The sequence below is a fragment of the Rhodospirillales bacterium genome, from assembly GCA_018666775.1.
Taxonomy (GTDB): domain Bacteria; phylum Pseudomonadota; class Alphaproteobacteria; order SMXQ01; family SMXQ01; genus JABIXC01.
In genome coordinates this window covers 165,085-187,670 of record JABIXC010000003.1, presented here as the reverse complement: position 1 = coordinate 187,670, position 22,586 = coordinate 165,085, and the positions used below count along the sequence as shown (strand labels likewise).

At 52.4% G+C, this 22,586-nt stretch carries 15 protein-coding genes; 13 read left to right on the top strand and 2 right to left on the bottom strand.

The features are described from left to right. Positions 1–67: 67 nt before the first annotated feature. The 6 genes from HOJ08_01450 (at position 68) to purH (ending at position 8,788) form a co-directional block, all read left to right on the top strand. Positions 68–1,417, top strand: a complete 1,350-nt coding sequence (locus HOJ08_01450; protein MBT5672103.1) for an MFS transporter — start codon at positions 68–70, stop codon at positions 1,415–1,417. A gap of 5 nt (positions 1,418–1,422) precedes the next feature. Then, positions 1,423–2,088: a ribulose-phosphate 3-epimerase gene (locus tag HOJ08_01445; GenBank protein ID MBT5672102.1), complete on the top strand. Its 666-nt coding sequence runs from the start codon at positions 1,423–1,425 to the stop codon at positions 2,086–2,088. Between the two features lie 15 nt (positions 2,089–2,103). After that, positions 2,104–3,972: a hypothetical protein gene (locus HOJ08_01440; GenBank protein MBT5672101.1), complete on the top strand. Its 1,869-nt coding sequence runs from the start codon at positions 2,104–2,106 to the stop codon at positions 3,970–3,972. Between the two features lie 23 nt (positions 3,973–3,995). Then, positions 3,996–5,030 (top strand): glycosyltransferase family 4 protein, encoded by a 1,035-nt coding sequence (locus HOJ08_01435; GenBank protein ID MBT5672100.1) that lies wholly within the window; start codon positions 3,996–3,998, stop codon positions 5,028–5,030. Positions 5,031–5,189: 159 nt separating this feature from the next. Continuing rightward, positions 5,190–7,136, top strand: a complete 1,947-nt coding sequence (locus tag HOJ08_01430) for a polysaccharide biosynthesis protein (protein MBT5672099.1) — start codon at positions 5,190–5,192, stop codon at positions 7,134–7,136. Positions 7,137–7,174: 38 nt separating this feature from the next. Next, positions 7,175–8,788: a bifunctional phosphoribosylaminoimidazolecarboxamide formyltransferase/IMP cyclohydrolase gene (gene purH, locus HOJ08_01425; GenBank protein MBT5672098.1), complete on the top strand. Its 1,614-nt coding sequence runs from the start codon at positions 7,175–7,177 to the stop codon at positions 8,786–8,788. On the opposite strand, the gene HOJ08_01420 is transcribed toward purH, so the two are convergent. Both HOJ08_01420 and HOJ08_01415 read right to left on the bottom strand, forming a co-directional pair. After that, positions 8,789–10,051, bottom strand: coding sequence for an MFS transporter (locus HOJ08_01420; protein ID MBT5672097.1), 1,263 nt, complete (start codon positions 10,049–10,051; stop codon positions 8,789–8,791). A 51-nt stretch (positions 10,052–10,102) separates the two neighbouring features. Next, a complete protein-coding gene (locus HOJ08_01415) occupies positions 10,103–14,956 on the bottom strand; it encodes an NAD-glutamate dehydrogenase (GenBank protein ID MBT5672096.1) in 4,854 nt (1,617 codons plus the stop codon). A 224-nt stretch (positions 14,957–15,180) separates the two neighbouring features. Between HOJ08_01415 and HOJ08_01410 the strand changes: the two genes are divergently transcribed. The 7 genes from HOJ08_01410 (at position 15,181) to HOJ08_01380 (ending at position 22,584) form a co-directional block, all read left to right on the top strand. Next, a complete protein-coding gene (locus HOJ08_01410; protein ID MBT5672095.1) occupies positions 15,181–16,182 on the top strand; it encodes a DMT family transporter in 1,002 nt (333 codons plus the stop codon). Next, positions 16,167–17,123 (top strand): flippase-like domain-containing protein, encoded by a 957-nt coding sequence (locus HOJ08_01405; GenBank protein MBT5672094.1) that lies wholly within the window; start codon positions 16,167–16,169, stop codon positions 17,121–17,123. Before HOJ08_01410 ends, HOJ08_01405 begins: the two co-directional genes overlap by 16 nt. 91 nt (positions 17,124–17,214) lie before the next feature. After that, complete coding sequence (locus tag HOJ08_01400) at positions 17,215–18,765, top strand: hypothetical protein (GenBank protein MBT5672093.1); 1,551 nt, start codon at positions 17,215–17,217, stop codon at positions 18,763–18,765. Between the two features lie 75 nt (positions 18,766–18,840). Next, a complete protein-coding gene (rfbB, locus tag HOJ08_01395) occupies positions 18,841–19,896 on the top strand; it encodes a dTDP-glucose 4,6-dehydratase (GenBank protein ID MBT5672092.1) in 1,056 nt (351 codons plus the stop codon). A 33-nt stretch (positions 19,897–19,929) separates the two neighbouring features. Further along, complete coding sequence (gene rfbA / locus HOJ08_01390; GenBank protein ID MBT5672091.1) at positions 19,930–20,805, top strand: glucose-1-phosphate thymidylyltransferase RfbA; 876 nt, start codon at positions 19,930–19,932, stop codon at positions 20,803–20,805. 56 nt (positions 20,806–20,861) lie between these two features. Then, on the top strand, positions 20,862–21,602 hold the full coding sequence (locus HOJ08_01385; protein ID MBT5672090.1) for a class I SAM-dependent methyltransferase: 741 nt from the start codon (positions 20,862–20,864) through the stop codon (positions 21,600–21,602). Beyond that, positions 21,595–22,584: a glycosyltransferase family 2 protein gene (locus HOJ08_01380; GenBank protein MBT5672089.1), complete on the top strand. Its 990-nt coding sequence runs from the start codon at positions 21,595–21,597 to the stop codon at positions 22,582–22,584. Before HOJ08_01385 ends, HOJ08_01380 begins: the two co-directional genes overlap by 8 nt. The last annotated feature ends 2 nt before the right edge of the window (positions 22,585–22,586 follow it).

Below are 22,586 nucleotides of genomic sequence, written 5' to 3'. Positions count from 1 at the left end.
CCGGGAATTAATTCAGCCCCGAACATGCCTGCCTTTCCGCTTCCACCAATTTATGGTCAAATAGCCCATGTCCACGACAACTGCCAACACTGGCACCAACACCAGCGCCAAAACCACCGGGAACCCAAGAAAGGTTGCCCTTGATGCGCTATGCCGAATTCTCGACCGAAAAACCCCCCTTGAGGTTACCCTTGAATCCCATCCTGAATTTGGTGCACTGGAAAAACGTGACCGGGCGTTCGCCCGTTTGCTTGTCACCGATTGTCTGCGTCACGATGGTGAAATTAATGCACTGATCGATGCGCGGCTTAAAAAAGCGCTGCCCAACAGCGCGTCCAAGGTGCACCACCTGCTGGCCCTTGGCATCGTGCAATTATTATTTCTCAAAACCCCGGCCCATGCGGCAGTAGATACCGCTGTCACCATTGCCGCCACGATCGCAGGCGGGCGCTTCAAGGGGCTGGTCAATGCCATCCTGCGCGGCATTGTGCGCGATGGCGAAGATGCCCTTAATCAACTGGACGGGCCCCGGCTCAACACCCCCAATTGGTTGTGGCAATCGCTTGAACGTGATTTTGGTGCCGATGCCTGTCAACGCATCGCCCGCGTTCACATGACCGAAGCGCCGCTGGATATCACCCTTAAAGACCAAAAAAGCGCAGAAATCTGGGCCGAACGCCTTGAAGCCGAAATTTTGCCAACCGGCAGCCTGCGCCGCGCACCCGGCGGGGCCATCCCGGATTTGCCCGGCTTTGAAGAAGGGGCGTGGTGGATTCAAGACGCCGGGGCCGCATTGCCAGCGCGGTTGTTTGGAGATGTTAAGGGGAAAACCATTCTTGATCTTTGTTCCGCACCTGGTGGCAAAACATTGCAATTGGCAGCCATGGGGGCAGACGTCACGGCATTGGATGTTTCCAAAAACCGGCTGCGCCGCGTTGGCGAGAACCTAGAACGTACAGGCCTTAAAGCCAATTTGATCAATGAAGATGGGGGGCGCTTTAAACCCGATACCTTATTTGATGGTGTTCTGCTGGACGCGCCCTGCACGGCCACGGGCACCTTGCGCCGCCACCCCGACATTCCCCACATCAAAAGCAAAAATGATGCCGCATCGTTGGGCGATCTGCAAAACCGCCTGCTGGCAACCGCTGCGCGTTCGGTCAAACCGGGCGGCGATATTGTGTATGCTGTCTGCTCTTTGGACCCAACAGAGGGTGAAAAGCGGATTGAAGGCTTTCTTGATCGTCATCCGGACTTTACCCGCACCCCCCTTAGCGCCGATACTATCGGTGGAATGGAAACACTCATCACCCCTTCAGGCGATCTCAGGACTTTGCCCATGCATTTAGAAGAAAAAGGTGGCATGGACGGATTTTATGCCGCACGCTTGCAGCGTTTAAACGAAGCTGCTAGGTAAGCGTTGTGCCTAACCCTGTTCGCATAGCCCCCTCCATCCTTGCCGCCGATTTTGCGCGGCTGGGCGACGAGATCAAGGCCGTTACCAAAGCCGGTGCGGATTTTATCCATGTCGACGTTATGGACGGGCACTTTGTTCCCAACATCACCATTGGACCCGATGTCATCGGCGCACTGCGCGATACATCAGACCTACCCTTTGATGTCCATCTGATGATCTCACCCGTTGATTGTTATGTGCCAGCATTTGCCAGTGCGGGGGCGGACATCATAACCGTCCACCCCGAAGCCGGGCCCCATTTACACCGCACCCTGCAACAAATTCATGCGCTCGACAAAAAAGCAGGCATTGCCCTTAACCCGGCAACACCAGTCGATGTTATCGACAACGTCATCGACGATGTCGATTTGATCCTTGTCATGAGCGTTAACCCAGGCTTTGGCGGACAAGCATTCATCGATTCCCAACTGTCCAAGATCGAAGCAATTCGAAAACGTATTGATGCAACAGGTCGCAACATCGATTTAGAAGTTGATGGTGGGATTAATGCGGAAACCGCAAAACGCGCCGTCTCGGCCGGGGCCGATCTTCTGGTTGCAGGAACGGCCACCTTTGCCGGTGGCCCCGATGCATATGCCGCCAACATTGCCCGCCTGCGCGGCGCGGCCTGAATACGGAACGCGCCCATGTCTGGGCCAGCCCCCACAAACCATCCGCCCGATTTAGCGAACACCCCCAAAAAGCTCCAAAATCCGCCCTCTGGCTGGCATCTTGCAGTGGCCAAGCGGCCCATTGTGCGCAACCTTAAAGCATTGATTTATGGGGTAAAATCCCTGTTTTATGGGACGTCTTTCCACACTTTTACCCTCCGGGGCCGGGTTGCCAGCAAATTTTGTTTCATCCCCATCGATCCATGGCCCGGCAATGCCGATCGCGGACGCGACATCACCGGCGGCACATTTTCGTTTGCAGGGCATTCCCATCAGTGTGAGCCCACAATAAATAATGGGGGCCATAATGGGTTATGGGAAACCGAAACCTATGGCCCGGCATGGCGATCGGAATTGCACAAATTTGGGTGGCTGCGCGATCTTCGGGTTGCGGGCGGAGAGGCAACACGGATTGAAGCCCGCCGGCTGATATCGGACTGGATATCAGCTCAGGGGACATGGCACCGGTTTTCATGGCGGCCCGATATTCTCAGCGCCCGCGTCAGCGCCTGGATTTCCAGTGCAGACTTTCTCTGCCAGGGGGCAGGTCCTGAATTTATGGATGCATTCCTGAAAAGCCTTTCCCACCAATCACGCCATCTTTTACGTTTGGGAAATGGTGCCTGGGGAGACGGTCTTGCGGGGGCACGGCGCCTTTCTGTTTTGAAAGGCCAGGTTTTTGCCGCCAGTGCCCTTTTTGGAAATGACCGCCAGCTCCAGCGCATCCTTGGCCGTCTTGAGAAAGAGCTTTCTCGGCAAATTCTAGGAGATGGAGGCCATCATGAACGTAGCCCCGCGCAGCAATTTGCCATCCTTCGCGATCTGGTGGATATCCGCGCGGCCCTGATTGATTCTGGACACCTTCCCCCCCATGGCGTCCAGAATGCCATTGATCGCATGGCACCGATGCTGCGATTTTTCCGCCATGGTGACGGTGGGTTGGCCCTGTTCAACGATTCCGATGAGGGCGAAGCGTGGTTAATCGATATGGTGTTAAGCCGCGCCGATGCACCGGGCAAACCCCATGCATCGGCACCCCATTCCGGCTTTGAACGCATCACCGCCAATCGAACCTTAATCATCGCCGATGTTGGTGCACCCCCGCCCAATGGGGCACGGGACCATGTTTTTGCTGGAACCCTTTCCTTTGAAATGAGCATCGGCAAGGAACGCCTGATCGTCAATTGCGGGGGGGGGCCCGGTCTTGGGGCATCTTGGCGACAAGGGCTCAGGGCAACGGCGGCGCATTCGACGCTAAGCATTGGCGAAACCAATTCCACGGAAATTTTTGAGGCCCCGGGGCGCGGCAGTGAAATTGGAAAACACCCAGAATCTGTAACCAAGCGCCGCAGTGAAGACAACGGTGCCACCTGGCTTGAAGGACGCCACGATGGTTACGTGCGTGGCTTTGGGCTTATTCATGAGCGCAAATTATGGCTGGCTGCAGGCGGCGAAGAATTGCGGGGTGAAGATATTCTTCTTCCCCCAGGCGGACAAAACCCTGCACGCATTTATGCCCGCAAAAACCAAAATGAAAAATCAGGTCGCTTGTGGCCTTGGCGACGCGGTCGTCCCCGCAGTTTTCATTTACGCTTTCATCTCCATCCCGGCATTTCGGCATCCCCCATGCAAGACGGGGCTTCGGTGTTGCTCCGCCTGCCCTCCGGGGTGGGCTGGCAGTTCCATGCCGATGGCGGAAATGTTTCCGTGGAAAGTTCGGTTTATGTTGGGGACGGCGAAACCAGACGGTGCAATCAAATTGTTGTCACCGGGGGCGTTACCGCAACGGGGCCCAGACCCGGCGCTGTTATTCGTTGGGTTCTTAACCGGGTCGGCGAACAATGAATGCCTTGCTGACAGAAATTGGAATGGCCTTCACTGTCGCTTTCAGCGTTGGCATCTTCGCATCCAGCTGGATCATCACACGCTGGATAACCGCCTATTTGGTGCGACGCGCCATTTTAGACCACCCCAATGCACGATCAAGCCACGTCACGCCGACCCCCAGAGGCGGCGGGCTGGCCGTGTTAATCATTCTGATCCCACTGATTGCGATCATTAATTGGCACTATGACCCAACGAACAACGCCGTCTGGGCGATGCTGGCCGGGATCGTATTGCTAGCCGTGATTTCATGGATTGATGATCTTGGCCATCTTTCCGTCCTGCTGCGACTGGCCGGGCACGGTGTCGCCGTCGCCGTCGTCTTGACGATGATCCCGGAAAATCATCTGCTCTTACAGGGTCACTTGCCACTTTGGGCCGACCGCATCCTTACAGGCATCGCCTGGGTTTGGTTTATCAATCTGTTTAATTTTATGGATGGCATAGACGGATTGGCCGGCACCGAAACAGTGATGATCGGTTTGGGTGTTTTCATCATCATGCTTGTGATTGGTAGCGATGGCGGAAAGCCTGCCATTGCCATGGCCCTGATTGCGCTGGCATTGGCCGCCGCAACGGGTGGGTTTTTGGTTTTGAACTGGTCCCCTGCCCGCGTTTTTCTGGGTGATGTCGGCTCTGTTCCACTGGGGTTTATTACCGGTTGGATGCTGTTGATGCTGGCCATGTGGGGCTATTGGCTGGCAGCCCTGATTTTGCCTGCCTATTATCTGGCAGATGCCACCCTTACCATTGTCCGACGGGCCATGAACAAGGCCCCCATCTGGAAGGCCCATTCTGAACACTTTTATCAACATGCCGTACAACGTGGGTTTAGCCACGCCCGGGTGACCCTGTTCATTTTGCGGGGCAACATTATGCTGTTTGCTTTGGCCCTGACCTCCGCACAGGTGGTCAATTGGATCGGAGATATCCTGTGCCTGACGGGCGCCGTGGCCATTGTGATCATCATGCTGGTCTGGATGGCGCATGCCCAACCGGACGCAGGAGCCCAAAAATGAAAAAAATGGCTTTGATGCAAGCGGCCCGATAGACTCACCCCGTGGATTGGCCCAAAATAGCCGCCAAATTCAGGGCCCTTATTTGACCCATTTACCCAAGCAGACTATTCGAGACAAGATGCAAAACGAAACACCATCCGACGGAAGCGACACCCGTCCATGAAGCCAACATTCAGATCCTATATTCGCTCAGGGCTGGTGCTGTTTCATGACGGGTTCATGGCAGCACTGTCCTTTGTCCTGGCGCTCTATCTTCGTCTTGGGACAAACCCGCTTGAACACTCCGTCCAGCTGGTCACCATTGGCACCGCTGTCTTCACCCTGGTTTCCATGGGAATTTTTATCGCCCTAAAACTGCATCGGACCGTGTGGCGCTATACATCCCTTCCTGAAATCACCCAAATTATGCGGGCCGTCACGGCAATCGTTCTTCTGTTCCTTCTGGTGTTGTTTCTGGTCACGCGCCTTGAAGCCATGCCCCGTTCCGCGACAGCCATAAACTGGCTGGTGCTGGTGGCGTTGCTGGCTGGCCCAAGGGTTTTGTTCCGCCTGATCAAGGGCAGAACAGGGCGGGGGGGGACAATGGCACAATCTGAACGCATCCCGGTGCTGCTGATTGGTGCCGGGGATGGCGCAGAGCTGTTCCTGCGGGCCACCAATAGTGGCGACAACGCCCATTACCGCGCTGTGGGTATTGTTGATGCCAAAGAAAGCCGGATTGGGCGACACATCCACGGGCTGGAGGTGTTGGGAAATCTTGATGCCCTTGATCGTGTTATGGCGACGCTGACCCAAAAGGGACGCCGCCCGCAACGCTTTATTGTTACCGATCCCGCCTTTTCTGGCACCGACATGACGGCATTGATGGAAAAGGCCGATGGCTTTGGCGTCACCCTTGCGCGCCTGCCACGGATCACGGATTTCCGCACCGGCCAAATGGACAAGGTAGAACCCCGCCCCATTGCCATCGAAGACCTTCTCGGGCGCGCCCAACAGGTTTTGGACCGGGACGCCATGAAAAAGCTTATCGCTGGGCGCAGGGTATTGATAACCGGCGCTGGCGGCACCATCGGCAGCGAACTGGCGCGCCAAATCGCTGATCTGGGGCCCGTTCACCTGACCCTTGTTGATAACAGCGAATTCGCCCTTTACACCGTCGATCTGGAAATCACTGAACGGGCAGGCCGCCTTGAAACCCAGGCGGTTTTGGGCAATGTGCGCGACCGCCAATCGGTTGAAAATATTGTTGAACAAGCCAAACCCCATATCGTCTTCCACGCAGCGGCGCTTAAACATGTCCCCATGGTCGAGGCCCAGCCCATAGAAGGCCTGCTGACCAACGCCGGGGGCACACGCAACATCGCTGATGCCTGTCGCAAAGCGGGCGTTGAAACCATGGTTTTGATTTCAACCGACAAGGCAGTGAACCCGTCATCGGTGATGGGCGCCAGCAAGCGGCTTGCGGAAAGCTATTGTCAGGCCCTGAACCTGGAGGCCCAAAACGGGGGTGATGCAAAAAACACCACCCACTTCGTAACCGTTCGTTTCGGGAACGTATTGGGTTCCACCGGATCGGTTGTGCCCCTGTTTCAACGCCAGTTGGCCCATGGTGGTCCGCTGACGGTGACCCACGCTGATATTACCCGCTATTTCATGACAGTCCGTGAAGCGGTGGAGCTGGTATTAGAAGCGTCTTCCCTCAGGCCCGAAGACGATGGTGCAAATGGTGGCATTTGTGTTCTTGATATGGGAGAACCTGTAAAAATTATTGACCTTGCCCGCCAGATGATTTTACTGGCTGGCCTTGAACCGGATAGAGACATCGCCATTGAAATTACAGGGCTGAGACCCGGTGAAAAACTGAATGAAGAGCTTTTCCATGAAGCAGAAAAAACCGAGCCCACCCGGTATCCGGGCGTCCTGATTGCAAGACCCAGAGCCCTTGAACTGGCTGAAGTGACCAAGGGATTAGATGAAATTTTCAAGGCCGCCAATGAACACGACCGCGCCAATGCCCTTTCTATCCTGTCCAGACTTGTTCCCGAATACGCGCCGCCGTCCCATGGCAATGCAGCAACCATCAACCAGAAACGGGCAACACCATAATCGCCCCACAATTTTTTCACCATCCAACCAGAGGCTTTTTGAACCCACCCATGGCTGATTTTGATTCCATCCCCATTACCCGTGCCCTTCTTAGTGTTTCTGACAAAACCGGACTGATTGAATTGGGCCGCTTCCTTGTTGGCCATGGGGTAGAGCTTGTTTCTACGGGTGGCACCGCCGCAGCCCTCCGTGATGGGGGACTGGACGTCAAAGATGTGTCTGACGTGACCGGATTTCCTGAAATGATGGATGGCCGGGTCAAAACCCTGCACCCAACAATCCATGGCGGCATTTTGGCGCGGCGCAACAATGCGGGCGATCTTGAGTCTATGGCGGCCCACGGCATCCCGGCCATTGATCTAATTGTGATCAACCTCTATCCCTTCGAAGAAACCGTCGCCAAGGGTGCCGATTATGACACCTGCGTTGAAAACATCGATATCGGTGGCCCGGCCATGATCCGGGCGGCGGCAAAAAACCACCCCTTTGTCTCCGTCGTTACCGATACGGGCGATTATGATGCCTTAAAGCAAGAAATGGATGGCGAGCAAACCTCTGACAAAGGGGCCACCGGCCTTGAATTCAGAAAAACACTGGCCGCATCGGCCTATGCCCGGACAGCGGCCTATGATTCCGCCATTTCCGGCTGGTTTGCAGACACGCTGGGAACGCCTTTTCCAGACCGGGTCACCGTCTCTGGAAAGCTTTCCCAAACGCTGCGCTATGGGGAAAATCCCCATCAACAAGCCGCTTTTTATCTAGACCCCACCCATCCCCGGCCGGGTGTGGGCATGGCCGAACAAATTCAGGGCAAGGAATTAAGCTTTAACAACCTCAACGATACCGATGCGGCCTTTGAACTGGTGAGTGAATTTAGCCAGCCCGCCGTCGCCATTATCAAACATGCCAATCCTTGCGGCGTTGCCACGGGCGACGACCTGCTGGCCACCTATCTTCGCGCGCTGTCGTGTGATCCGGTCTCTGCCTTTGGCGGCATCATTGCGTGCAACCGGGTGCTGGAAGGCCCCATGGCCGAAGAAATTGCCAAGCTGTTTGTTGAAGTCGTGATCGCACCGGAAATATCCGATGATGCGCGCAAAATTTTATCTGCAAAAAAGAATGTCCGCGTCCTCGCCACAGGTGCCATGGCCAGCGCAGACACAGCGGGCATGACCGTTCGCACCCTGGCGGGCGGGTTTTTGCTTCAGGGCCGCGATCAGGGCCATATCGGGCCAGAAGATTTGAAAGTTGTGACCAAACGCCAGCCCACCGATGATCAGATCAAGGATTTGCTGTTTGCCTTTACCATCTGCAAACACGTCAAATCCAATGCCATTGTTTACGCAAAAGACGGTGCCACAGTAGGCATTGGGGCCGGGCAAATGAGCCGCGTTGATTCATCGCGCATCGCCGCATGGAAAGCCCAGGAAGGCGCCCAAGCCGCCGGTGAGGCGCAAACCCGCGCCATTGGGTCCGTGGTGGCATCGGATGCATTCTTCCCCTTTGCCGATGGCCTTCTAGCGGCGGCAGAAGCAGGTGCCGAAGCGATTATCCAGCCCGGCGGGTCCATCCGGGACGAAGATGTTATCAAGGCCGCAGATGAAGCCGGGCTTGCCATGGTGATGACCGGCATGCGCCACTTCCGGCACTGATCACGCTGTCTCTTGTGGCTCCTTCAGGGGCCAGATAATGATCAGGCCGACCACAAAGAAGATCAGCACCGTTGCCATGCCCACCCTTTGGGAATTGGCCATGACCGTCACCCACCCCAGAAGTGCCGGGCCAATAAAGGCCGTCGCCTTGCCAGAAAGCGCATAAAAGCCAAACATCTCTGTGCGCAGCTCTTTTGGGGCCATGCGTGCCATCAAGGACCGGCTGGCCGCCTGGGCTGGGCCAAAGAAAATGCCAAGCCCCATCCCCAAACCCCAAAACGCGGCTTTGGAAGTCACCACAAAAATCAGCCCGCCAAACACAATGAGCCCAAACAAGGCGATGATGATGGTGCGCTTTGCGCCGATCCAGTCATCGATCCAGGCAAACCCTGCGGCCCCAATCCCTGCGGTCAGGCTCATGGCAATGCCGAACAGAATAACCTCGTCCACGGCCATCCCCCATGTGCCGGCGGCATAAACACCGCCAAAGGCAAACAGGGTGTTTAACCCATCGGTATAAATCATTCGCCCAACCAGAAACCGCATGATTTCCTTGTGATCCCGTATGCGCCAAAATGTTTGAACAAGTTGCCGCAATCCGCGTTTTATAGACACGCCAATGGACACCCCACTGGATGGGCAATCGGGCACAAACAGAAACAGCGGCAGGGCAAACACGCCATACCAAAGGGCGGCAACCGGGCCCACAATGCGCACATGTTCAAGGGCGGATCGATCAAGGCCAAAGGGGGCGGGTGTTGCATAAATAAAGACCAGAAGAATTAATCCAAGACAAACAAGGCCACCCGCATAGCCCAACCCCCAACCCCAGCCCGACATGCGGCCCAAAAGGGGGCGGGGGGTAAATTCGGGCAGCATGGCATTGTAAAAAACCACGGCTGTTTCAAAGGCAAAATTGGCAATGCCCAAAAGAATAAGCCCCGGCAAAACAAACGCCGGATGGGGTTCCACAATCCATAAAAAACCCGTTGCCACAATGCACAACACAGTAAAGACCCCAAGCCATGGCTTGCGCGGGCCATTGTTGTCGGCAATGGCGCCAAGCACGGGACTGATGATGGCAATTGCGATGGCAGAAAGGCTGATCGCCATCCCCCACTGAGCCGTGCCTTCAACCGGATTAACGGAAACGGAACGGGTGAAATAGGCCGCAAAAACAAAGGTTAGAATGACTGCCGGGAACGAAGAATTTGCCCAATCATAAAGGCACCAAGCCGCCTGCACGCGTCGTGTTTTGTGCATTTTGTACGATTTAGGGGATTTATATGATGATTCCCCCATTCCCATCCCGGCCTAGCCCGTTACCAATTGTCGCAACTGGCGCAGTGCAACCGCCAACATGGAAACATCAATGTTGGCCGCGCCCTGCATGTCTGCCAACATTTGTTCACACCGGGCCACATGGTTTTTTCGATCATCGGCCCAGATATCCACCATGGCACCGGCAATACCAACGTCGCCCGCCACCTCCATGACATGAGCCACAATTTCATATTGCAGGCCATAAAGATCGTCCACGATGGCTTGGACGGCTTGGCGCTGCCATGGCGTTTGGCAATCCATACGCAGTGCTGCACCCCGCAGCCAATCGAACCCAAACCGATGGCCAACCCCAAAATAAATTTGAGCCCCTGCTGCGACTTCCCTCACGTTACCATCCGATATCCTGATGATATCCGGGGCAACGTTCAGGAAAGAAAGGTCCGTAACCGCGCCCGCCAATGGTTTTGGAACACCCCGGTCAACAAGGCCTTGGCGCATATCATTGGCCGTCGCCTGATCATCAGCGGAAACAATTTTGGACAGGGATTTAGCCAACGCCTTAATCCCCGGGCGATACAGTTCAATTGTAATCCCCATATCCAGTGGATGGTCGCCATTTTGTAGGAACCACAAGGTTGCACGCTCCATGAACCCAGCAATTTGTTGCAACATATCCAGCTGCAATGCCGCATCAACCTTGTTATCCAAAGCCTCTATGCCATCCCAGAGCGCGCCACAGTCAAAGGCGTCGCGAACAATGATAAATGCCTGTGCGACGGCAATCGCATCACAGCCGGACCGTTCCTTCAGGTCGTTCACAAACGTGAACCCGCCCCGATTTATGATCTGATTGGTAATAGATGTTGCCACAATTTCACGTGCCAACCGGTGATCAGTGATGGCCTTTTTATGGTTTTTGCGGATCGGTGTGGGGAAGTATTCGACCAAATCGTCCACCAAAAATTTATCATCAGGCAGATCGGAAACCATCAATTCGTCTTTGAGCGCAATTTTTGCGTAGGCCAGCAACACAACAATTTCGGGCCGGGTCAACCCGGCACCAGCGTTATCAAGTTGGGCAAGGGCTTCTTCGTCAGGCAGGCCTTCCACCACACGGTCAAGCAAGCCTATTTTTTCTAAAGAACGGATCAGACGAACCGCATTTGGCAGGCGCGTTGGTGCTTGTGATTGAGCAATACTGAGCGCTGCGGTCTGGAGATAATTATCCCGCAAAACAAGCTTTGATACTTCTGCTGTCATAGACTTCAAAAGTTTGTCCCGGGCCTTCATGGTCAGCTTTTTGGAATCCACCAATTGGCCCAGAAGAATCTTGATATTGACTTCGTGATCCGAACAATCAACGCCTGCAGAATTATCCACCGAGTCTGCATTCAGGCGGCCGCCATTTTGGGCATATTCAATGCGCCCTGCCTGGGTAATCCCAAGGTTTGCGCCTTCTCCCAAAACCTTACACTGAAGATCTGCACCATTGATCCGCACCCCATCATTGGCGCGATCACCGGCATCTGCGTTGTTTTCACCCGCCGCCTTAACAAAGGTGCCAATGCCACCGAACCACAGAAGATCAACTTCTGCCATCAACAGGTGGCGGACAAGATCGTCTGGGGAAAGGCTTCCCTGCGAAATGCCCAACAGTTTTTTTAATTCCGGTGAAAGGGGAATGGATTTGGCACTGCGTTCAAAAATGCCGCCGCCCTTTGAGATTAGTTTTTTGTCATAATCAGTCCATGATGATCGCGGTTTTTTGAACAGACGTTGCCTTTCAACAAAGCTTTTGTCCGGATCTGGATCGGGGTCAATAAAAATGTGCATATGGTTGAACGCTGCCACCAATTGAATGTGGCGCGAAAGCAGCATGCCGTTGCCAAACACATCGCCCGCCATATCGCCGACGCCAACCACAGTAAAATCCTGCTTCTGAATATTTTTGCCGGTTTCACGGAAATGCCGTTTGACCGATTCCCAGGCACCCCGTGCGGTAATCCCCATTTTTTTATGGTCATACCCAACGGACCCGCCTGATGCAAAGGCATCATCCAGCCAAAATCCATAATCTCTGGAGACACCATTCGCAATATCTGAAAAGGTCGCCGTGCCCTTATCTGCGGCAACCACCAAATAGGGGTCATCACCATCGTGGCGAACAACGTCTTTGGGGGGGATGATATGATCGCCGGAACGGTTGTCGGTAATGTCGAGAAGGCCCCGCATCAAGTCCTTGTAGCATTCAATCCCTTCGGCCAGGAACGCTTCGCGCCCGCCGGTCAATGGTGGGCGCTTCACAACGAAGCCCCCCTTTGCGCCCGTTGGCACAATCACAGGGTTTTTAACCACCTGTGCCTTCATCAGGCCGAGGATTTCAGTGCGAAAATCTTCACGCCGATCCGACCAACGGATGCCGCCACGGGCCACCGGGCCACCGCGCAAATGAATACCTTCCATGCTTGGAGAATAGACAAAAATTTCGCGCCAAGGCCTGGGCAGTGGCAAATCATCAATGCCATCACTTGCCAGTTTGAATGAAACATATGATTTAGGACAATCCGCACTATCTGGTTGGTAGTAGTTGGTACGAAGGGTCATTAAAACCAGATTGAGAAAGCGGCGAAGAATACGATCTTCGTCCAGACTTTGGACAGCTTCCAGCGCTGCTTCGTATTTAACTTTTAAAATCACCGCGCGGGCTTCGGCCTTTTTGCGATTTTTGGGATCAAACCTGGCAACAAAAAGATCCACCAACATCCGTGCAAAACCCGGATTGGAGGCCACCGTGCAGATCATATAATCCTGACTGAAGGGGGCGCGTATTTGCCACAAATATTTTGAATACGCGCGCAACAAAACAACATCACGCCAGCCAAGGGCCGCGGCGAGCACCAATTGGTTGTAGCCATCATCTTCAATATCGCCCCGCATGACGCAGGCAAAGGCCTCTTCGAACACTTCTTTTATTTTTGCAAATCCAGGCCCTTTTTGTTTCTCGTCCGGACATAAACACTGACGCAATTCAAAGTCGTGAATCCAAACGGTTTTATCCGGGCCACAGGCAACCGAGAAAGGAACTTCTGCCATCACCCGAAGCCCCATGTTTTCCAGCATGGGCAGAACATCGGAAAGGGGAATGGGCATATCTTGCTGATAAATTTTGAGCTGCAGCGCGTCACCTTCTGCGCCCTGGCGGCGATAAAGATTTAGGGCATGACCAGAACCGGACACCAGAGATTCAATTTTTTCAATGTCATGGATTGTCTGGGTGGCACTGAAACTTTCGCGGTAAGCAATGGCAAACGAATCTTTATATCGATCAAACAAAATCAGACCATCGCGTTCGCCATGGGCGGCGACAAGATCGTCCCGTAGTTCATCGGCCCAGGACCGCGCAGCGACAGCAAGGTCTGCTTCTATTTGATTGTGGTCATAGCGCAAGCTGCGCCCGGGATCGGTCTTGATGATAAAATGGACCCGAGCCAATGGCTCATCACCGATATGGGTGTAAAAAGTTGAAACGGTTCCGTTAAAGGCCGCACAAAGGATGGTTTCAAACTGCTCCCTGAGCGGTGTGCCAAACTCTTCTTTGGGTGTGTAGACGAGACAGGAAACAAACCGGCCAAATGGGTCCTTGCGCGTGAACAACGCAGTACGCTGTCGTTCCTGAAGGTGGAGAATGCCCAATCCGCTTTCTAAAAGATCGCCTTCAGAAATCTGGAATAACTCATCACGAGGATACGTTTCCAGGGTATGCAGCAATGCTTTGCCGTCATGGCTTGATGGCTTCAGCCCCGTTTTAGCAATAACCCGTTCAATCTTGCGCCGCAAAAGCGGGATAAACCGCGGGCTCAGGCTATAGGCATGGGATGTGAATAAGCCAATAAATCGGTGTTCCCCAACCGTCTTTCCCCGCGCATCCATGATGTTAATACCGATGGTATCCATATGGACCGAGCGATGAACCGTTGAGCGGCGGTTGGCCTTTGCAATGGTAACCAGTTCTGATGCCGCCAACTGGCGCCGCACCTTGCCAAACCCTGCGCTGTTATCGAGGGTAAACACCCGGGTTGATGGTTTGCTTAAGATGCCAAGACCGGAATTGCGAACAATGGCGCCTTCACCCTTGGCATCAGCCGTGGTGAAGTCATAGCGACGGTACCCAAGGAACGTAAAATGATCATCATCAAGCCACTTTAAAAATTCCCGGACCTCTTCTACACCGGCGCCGCCTTTGGCGGGCAGGCCATCAATAATCTCAGCCAATTTGTTGCGCATGGGCATCCAGCCCTTAACCGCAGAGCGCACATCATCCGTTACGGTATTGAGGGCGCGTTTTATCTCTGCAATTTCCGACGCGGTTGCTTGGCGATCTATTTCCATATGGATGATGGATTCCGCCCGGAAGCTCTCTTTGCTTTTGGCTTTATTTCCGGTATCGGAAATAGCCTTCACGGACTTAAGGGTGCCCGCCTTATCGCGGGTCACAGCAATAATGGGATGGATCACCAAATTGATCCCATAGCCCCGGAAATTCAGGGCCGCTCTTACCGAATCCACCAAAAAGGGCATGTCATCATTAATTATTTCGATAACGGTATGATTACCGTTCCAGCCATCACGCGCATATTCGGGATTAAAAACACGAACCAAGGCACGGCCCGGTTTGCGCTTGCCGAGAAACCCCAGAATGGACCGGGTCTGGCCTGCAAGGTCTTGGGGGGTCTGTGTCGCAATGTCTTCGTGGACAACCCCGGTAAAATAAAGTTGCGCAAACAGCTCAAACCGTTCGCCAGCACTTCCCTTTAAGCCCAACCGGGCTTGTTTGACGGTTTGCTCAATCAGCAAACCCGTCGTGTTCTCTAATTTTTTAGCCATTTATGTCTTCCCGACCCATTACACCACCCTAACGAATGGCAAACGCTTCTAAGCAGCGGAAATCATAATACAAACTTAGTTAATGCTCTATTGCGAGCGAATTAAGCACAAGTTGCTACAAACATCCTATATTTAGTGCTTTTCCTTCCCCCGAAGGGCATTTTCAGGGATACTGCGCCTCCCTTTCAAGGCAATAACAACAATAAGTCTGGTTTCCCACTTTCATGCTTGGCGCACTTTATGCCCTTATTTCTGCTGCATCCTTTGGGCTGAACAGCGCCAGCATACGCCGGGGGGTAATTGCATCCACGACGTTTCAGGCCTTGGCCGTCACCGTGCCTCTGGGTGTTCCCCTGTTTTTTATCGTTGCTGTCGTCGCAGGTGAGCTTGATGCCATTTTCACCTTTGATGGCATGGCTTATGTTTGGCTTTCACTGGCTGGTGTCTTTCATTTCGTATGGGGACGGTATTGTGGGTATCGAGCCGTCAAAGCCATTGGCGCCAATCTGGCCGGGCCGGTACAGCAGGTGAACCTGATCATGTCCGTAACGCTGGCCATCATCTGGCTGGACGAACAATTGACCCCTTTGCGCGTGTTAGGACTGATTTTGATCGCCATCGGCCCTGCGGTCATGGTTATGGGTCGACGCAAAAAAGCACAAAAAGCTAAAAAAGAGAGCGAAGCAAAAGGGTCTGAAGAAAACCCCGATGCCCCCAAAAAGTTCGAACCAAAATATATGGAAGGCTACATCTTTGCCGCACTGACAGCGACAGGCTACGGGCTCAGCCCAATTTTCGTGCGCTTAGGCCTTGAACACAGCGACAAGAGCATGGCTGCCGGACTTGTTTCCTATTTTGCGGCTTCGATCTTTTTTTGTCTTTTCCTTATCCCCAAAGGCCGTATTTCAGAAATCAGGGCAACCGATCGCAAATCCCTGCCCTGGTTTCTTTTTTCCGGCGTTGCCGTATGTGTTGCTCAAATGTTTCGCTACGCAGCACTGACCATTGCCCCTGTATCGGTTGTGTCGCCCATTCAGCGCACGTCCATTGTTTTCCGCACCCTGTTCAGCACATTGGTGAACCGCGAACATGAAATATTTGACGCAAAAATGGTGGTCGGTATGGTGATCTCACTTTTGGGTGCCCTGGCACTTGCTGTGTCCATTGACATGATTGCGCCCTATCTGGACCTGCCTCAGGAGCTCATGGAATGGCGTTGGCCATAAATAAAAAGACGTGGGTCTTGGGGGCGATTAAAGTCGCCATATCCGCTGGCCTCATTATCTGGGTTTTTTCAGACATTGATCTGGCGCTGTTGGGCGCACGGCTGAAATCTATCTCGATACCCGCCCTTGCCTTGGCCTTTGGGCTGGAAATCATCGCCATTGGCATCACCGCATGGCGATGGAAAATTATCCTTGGAACCCAGGAATTACCCATGAAATATTGGGACGTGTACAGGGTTACCTACATTAGCCTTTTTATAAATCAGGCGTTGCCCACTAATTTAGCAGGCGATGCCTTTAGAATGTGGCACATTTTCAAAGGCGGCAGCGCACCGCTGCGCGCCATGGTTTCTGTTGGCCTTGACCGAATTGCTGCCCTGGTTGGGCTGGTCATTCTCATCACCTTTGGCCTGCCCTTTCTGACTGAGCTGGAGGGTGACAGCCGGTTGCCAGCAACACTGGGCGGCCTTGTTCTGGCGGTTTTTACGAGCGTTGGCATAATGATCGTGTTTCACCGCATTCCTCTATGGCAACGGCTTTTTACCCTGCCTGTGATTGGTGCCCTGTTCACCTGGGCCAAAGACATCAGCACGGCCTCCAAAAAAACGTTTCTGGCGGGCGGGCAAACCGTTTTATGCCTGTTCCTATCTACCCTGGTCCATCTGCTCACTGTCTCTGCCATTTTGGCATTGGCAGCTGGGCTTGGGATTTACCTGGAACCCGGTTTGGCATTGGCATTGGTGCCCCCTGTCATCCTGGCCTCCGTTATTCCACTTTCTTATGCCGGTTGGGGATTGCGCGAAGGGGCAATGGCTTTCTTCCTTGGCTTTGCCGGCATCGCACCCGAAGCAGCGCTTAGTTTGTCTTTAATTTTTGGGGTCGGTCTACTGGCAACCACATTGCCCGGCGGGGTGATCTGGCTGATACAGCCCCGCCAATAAATTCATCTGATACCCCTGTTTGATTTTTTTATTGGGAATTCGTACCAAAAAACTTCTATTTTGGTTCCATGATACGAAGCCTCTACGTTGAGTGATCTTCCCTAAACACAAAGAAATGATTCCAATGTCCCTCCTACGACAATTTCTCCACCGCCACGGGCAAATCCTCATTCTGGCCATTGTCCTGATTTCCGGATTTGCGACGAACCTCAATTTTATTTCGACGGGCGCGCGCGGAAGTGACGACAACCTTCTTTTTTATATATCTGGTCTTAATGTTTTTCATGAAAAAGAAGTTCTGGCGCTTAACAACCGTGCGGTTAAGCACTTTAAACAAAAAGGAAAAACCCGCCCTCACGCCATGAAGCGCCTGATTTTGCACCGGGATTATCTAAATGAATATACGCTTCCTGGCATCATTCACTATGGGGTCAGCCGCGTATTCAAACCCCTGTTTGATCCCATACCATCGCTCTATCCAATGTATCTTGCGCAATCCATTACGATCGGGTTTGTTGCCTCTTTTGCCTTCGCATTAAGTCTGTTGATAGGGATTTTTTACTTTATCAGAAACAGCGTTTTTTCATGGGCACTGGGGGTAACGATCATTCTGTATGGGATCGCATTCTATTTGCCATTGAAAGACAATTCATTTGCGCATCTTGTCTTGCAAAATAGTTTTTGGGATATGGCAAAAAATACGATTGAAATGTTGCTTCATCCATCAACACAGTTTTCGCCCCTTTCATTCCCACCGCGCAGCAACTTTGCCCTCCTTATGATTGGCGTCTTCGCCTTACGCTGGAACAACGCATACTTCCTGTCCTATTTGCTGGTGATTTTGCTTTCTTTTATCCATCTAAGCTCGTCGGGCATGCTCCTTGCTTTGTTATTTGGAATGGATGTTGTTCTCCGTCCGGAAATTTTTCGCACACCCAAAATCGCTATCGCCCTTCTTGTTGGCATGACAAGTTTTGTCCTGCGCGAATCCATGTTCGATAGCCTGATCGGCACCAATGCCCTGTATTTTTTGATCGGGGGGACAATCGCCCTATGCGCGGTGGTCTTTGCTGTCCTAAAAACGTCTTCCCTGCACAACGCTTTGCTGGGGGATACGTCTCTTTATGCAGTGACACAAAAATGGCTTTTAGCGCGCGGTACGGTTGGGGCAGATTTGATCCTGCTGATTCTTGTGTGGCTCGCAATTGCGATCCTCACCTATGGTGTTATTTCGCAATTAAACACCGAACTCTTTGAACCCTGGTTTAAGGCATATAATTTCTGGGGACGGCTTGCTGGCAGGCTGCTTATGGTCATCGCGCCCGCAATGCTGTTTGGAATATGTCTGCTCACCCTTGGCAAACTCATGGCCAGAGAGGGGGCATTCAAACACCATAGTATTATTGTCGTTCCCGGCCTATTAACGTTCATGCTTGGAATCCTTGTTTGGCAAAGCGCCAACACAATCTCGGCAGATACCATGCCTCGGATTGCTTCTGATTTTTTCAAAGCCGAAAAGCGCATCAGCAAAGGCCCCATGCCCAAATTAAAGGCCATGGGGTTCAGTGAAGCCGTTCTGTATTATGCCATCAGCAAAACCGTAGATGGCCGCGGACGCCCTCTGGATCGTTTGTTGCGCTAGGGATAACTATGCAGACTATGGCATCATGAAGTATGTTGTGGTGCAGGTTTATTTATTTTATGTGGGTTAATGACTATGCGAATTCTTGTAACGGGGGGGGCAGGTTTTATCGGATCTGCATTTGTGCGACGCGCATTAGCCCAACCCGACCTTGATGTTATTAACATTGACAGCCTCACCTATGCGGCCACCCCCGGGGCACTTGCAGTCGCCGATGGGAATCCCCATTATAGATTTGAAAAAATTGATATCGCCAATCGTGATGATGTCCGCAGAATCATTTTTGACACATGCCCTGATGCCGTTGTTCATCTGGCGGCCGAAACCCATGTTGATCGATCCATCGATGGCCCGGCAAAATTTATTCAGACCAATATCATTGGCACTTTTAACCTGCTAGAATCTACCACAGAATATTTTGAAACCTTGGGCAACGATGCTCAAGAAGCTTTCCGGTTCATCCATGTTTCCACCGATGAGGTTTTTGGAAGTCTTGATGCCAATGGTCACTTCGATGCAACCAGCCCATACCGCCCAAATTCTCCCTATTCTGCCAGCAAGGCTTCTGCGGACCATTTGGTCCGTGCGTGGCACCGAACGTACAACCTTCCAACCATTGTCACCAACACCTCCAATAATTACGGCCCATTCCAATTTCCCGATAAATTAATTCCCGTCATTATTGGCAAGGCTTTGGATGAACAGCCCATTCCCCTGTATGGTGACGGCAGCAATGTCCGTGACTGGCTTTATGTTGATGACCACGTCGCGGGGCTCCTGAATGTTCTTGCCAATGGCATGCCCGGGGATACCTATGTTTTTGGCGGTGATGCAGAAAAAAGCAACCTTGAGATAACCAAAACGATTTGCCAGATGCTGGACAAAATGAAGCCCCGCGCCGGGACAGATGACTACCAGTCTCTAATTACCTTTATCAAAGATCGTCCGGGGCATGATTTCAGATATGCCCTTGATGCCTCAATGACAAAAAAGAAACTTGGCTGGCAGCCATCCCACAAATTTGACGCTGGCCTTGAAATGACGGTGCAATGGTATCTCGACAATGAAGATTGGCGGGAACAGATGAAAGTTGAATTATACGACGGTGCCCGACTTGGGTTGGGCCGTTAAACGTCCCACCAACCTTAATGAAAGCAAGCAACCATGTTTAATAAGGGCATCATATTGGCTGGCGGGCAGGGAACACGTCTTTTCCCAATGACCAAGGTCGTCAGCAAACAATTGCTGCCCGTCTACGATAAACCAATGATCTATTATCCCCTATCAACGCTGATGCTGGCAGGGATCCAGGATATCTTGATTATATCTTCCCCGGAATCGCTGCCTCTTATTCAACAGCTTTTTGGGGATGGGAAAAAATGGGGGCTGCGTTTTTCTTATGTCGAACAAAAAAACCCCGAAGGCATTGCACAGGCATTCCTTCTTGCAGAAGACTTTATTGACAACGATCCCGTCGCGCTTATTCTTGGGGACAATATATTTTACGGCAACGACCTAAGCGTTGCGCTGCAAAAAATTGCCGAAGACGTCGGTAAAAACACCATCTTTGGATACAAGGTTAAGGACCCGGAAAATTTTGGGATTGCTACCCTTGATGAAAATGACGCCCTGACAAACCTTGTGGAAAAGCCGAAAGCGACAGCCTCTAACTGGGCCGTGCCCGGGCTTTATTTTTATGGCGGTGATGTTGTTAGCGTTGCCAAGACCATAACGCCTTCAGCGCGTGGTGAGCTTGAAATCACGGATGTTAACCGATGCCTTCTTGAGCAGGGCAATCTGGATATTTCACTTCTGGGACGGGGGACGGCATGGCTTGACTGTGGCACGCCCGAAGCATTGCTTGAGGCTTCCGAATTTATCAAGGTCATCGAAAAACGCGCTGGCCTAAAAATTTCCTGTCCCGAAGAAATTGCTTTTCGCTCCGGTTTCATAAACAAAAAAGAATTTTCAGCCCTGGTTGATGAATACCGCGACAGTGAATACGGGTGCTACCTTGCCAGCATTCTCGATGAATTATAAACCTTCAATCAATATAGCCATCCATGGGTGGCCAGCCGCCGCCCCTAGAGGCATCCATGCAGCCTGATGAATTTGAAAAAATGGCTGAGATGGAAGACAGCATGTGGTGGTATCGCGGCCTGCATACCAACCTTGCCTGGGCCATAAAACGCCATCACCCAAACCAAAGCGAACGTCTTCTGGATGCCGGGTGTGGCACCGGCGGGATGTTAAAAATTCTCCATGACACGCGGCCATCCGCCGAGACCATTGGCATTGATGCATCCCCCTATGCCACAAAGGCCGCTGCGAAAAAATCGGGGGCTGTCACTCTGGTTGGGTCGGTCAATGCGCTGCCGTTCGATGAAGATGTTTTTTCGGCTATCATTTCATCGGATGTGCTCTATCACCAATGGGCCGATCCCGAGCTTGCCGCCAAAGACGCCTTTAGGTGCATTGCCCCGGGGGGTATTTTCGTTGTTCATGTGCCCGCATATAACTGGATGCGAAGTTACCATGACGACGCCGTTTACACCGCGCGCCGCTTTACAAGACGTCGCCTGTGTAAAATACTGGAAGATGCCGGGTTTATGATTGAATATTCCTCTTATTGGAACACACTTCTGTTTCCATTGATGGTTATACGCAGGAAACTGTTTTCAAGCACGCAGGCGGGGAAAAGCGATGTTACGGATTACCCTGCCGCACTTGAAGTTATCTTCAACGCTGTAATGCGCGTTGAACATTTTTTGCTAAAATGTGGACTGCGCTTCCCTTTTGGAGGCTCCATACTTGTTGTTGGGAAAAAAATTGGCTGAAAACCTTACTATTAGTGTCGTGATTCCCGTTTTCAACGGGGCTGAAACTGTGCCATCGCTGATAAATATGCTGGAAAAAATTTCGATCCCGGGCGGCATGGAAGTCATATTGGTGAATGACGGCAGCGAAGATGACAGCGCCCAAATTTGCGACTCCCTGGTCGAAACATCCACCTTGCCCATTACGTTTATCGATTTGGCCCGAAATTTTGGCGAACACAATGCTGTTTTAACCGGATTGCGATATGCCCGCGGTGACTACGTCATCACCATGGATGATGATTTACAACAACCCGCAGATGAGATTTCCAAACTTCATGCTTACGCGCAAGAAAACGATTTGGATGCCGTTTTTGGTGCTTTCGATGAAAGAAAATATGCCCCGTGGCGAAATTTTGGGGGGTGGCTGGCCGATAAAACATCGAACCTCCTGCTCGATAAACCCCATGGCCTGACCCTGTCATCCTTTCGCTGTCTGAGCCAGCGATTGGTTGGTGAATTGGCCGCCTATAATGGCCCTTATCCCTATATTGAGGGAATGATTCTAAAAAATACCAGCCACGTCGCCAGTATAACGGTGACCCACCTTGAAAGAACCATAGGCAACAGCAACTACACACTGCGCAAACTTGTGCGGTTGTGGATGCACATCCTGTTCAATTTTTCTATCCAGCCCCTGCGCATCAGCATGATCATTGGGCTGGGCCTGTTCGGACTGTCCTCGTTGGGGGCGGCCTATGTGGTTCTGGATTATTTTATGAGCGGTGCTGTCGCCCCCGGTTGGGCATCGCTGATGATCGTCATGCTGGTTTTTTTCGGCCTTCAATTTATATTTCTTGGATTGATCGGTGAATATACGGGCAGAACGTTTATGAGCATCGGTACCCTTCCGCAATCAAGCATCCGACGTATAAAAACTTCTGGTTCGGACGTGTCCCCAGAAAATGGGCATGCAGACACGCCCGACACACAAGAGCGGTGATT

Excerpts from the sequence above, each read along its gene's own strand:
- HOJ08_01450 (MBT5672103.1), top strand. The coding sequence starts at position 68 with ATGTCCACGACAACTGCCAACACTGGCACCAACACCAGCGCCAAAACC.
- HOJ08_01440 (MBT5672101.1), top strand. The coding sequence starts at position 2,104 with ATGTCTGGGCCAGCCCCCACAAACCATCCGCCCGATTTAGCGAACACC.
- HOJ08_01435 (MBT5672100.1), top strand. The coding sequence starts at position 3,996 with ATGGCCTTCACTGTCGCTTTCAGCGTTGGCATCTTCGCATCCAGCTGG.
- HOJ08_01430 (MBT5672099.1), top strand. The coding sequence starts at position 5,190 with ATGAAGCCAACATTCAGATCCTATATTCGCTCAGGGCTGGTGCTGTTT.
- HOJ08_01420 (MBT5672097.1), bottom strand. The coding sequence starts at position 10,051 with ATGCACAAAACACGACGCGTGCAGGCGGCTTGGTGCCTTTATGATTGG.
- HOJ08_01415 (MBT5672096.1), bottom strand. The coding sequence starts at position 14,956 with ATGGCTAAAAAATTAGAGAACACGACGGGTTTGCTGATTGAGCAAACC.
- HOJ08_01410 (MBT5672095.1), top strand. The coding sequence starts at position 15,181 with ATGCTTGGCGCACTTTATGCCCTTATTTCTGCTGCATCCTTTGGGCTG.
- HOJ08_01405 (MBT5672094.1), top strand. The coding sequence starts at position 16,167 with ATGGCGTTGGCCATAAATAAAAAGACGTGGGTCTTGGGGGCGATTAAA.
- rfbB (MBT5672092.1), top strand. The coding sequence starts at position 18,841 with ATGCGAATTCTTGTAACGGGGGGGGCAGGTTTTATCGGATCTGCATTT.
- rfbA (MBT5672091.1), top strand. The coding sequence starts at position 19,930 with ATGTTTAATAAGGGCATCATATTGGCTGGCGGGCAGGGAACACGTCTT.
- HOJ08_01385 (MBT5672090.1), top strand. The coding sequence starts at position 20,862 with ATGCAGCCTGATGAATTTGAAAAAATGGCTGAGATGGAAGACAGCATG.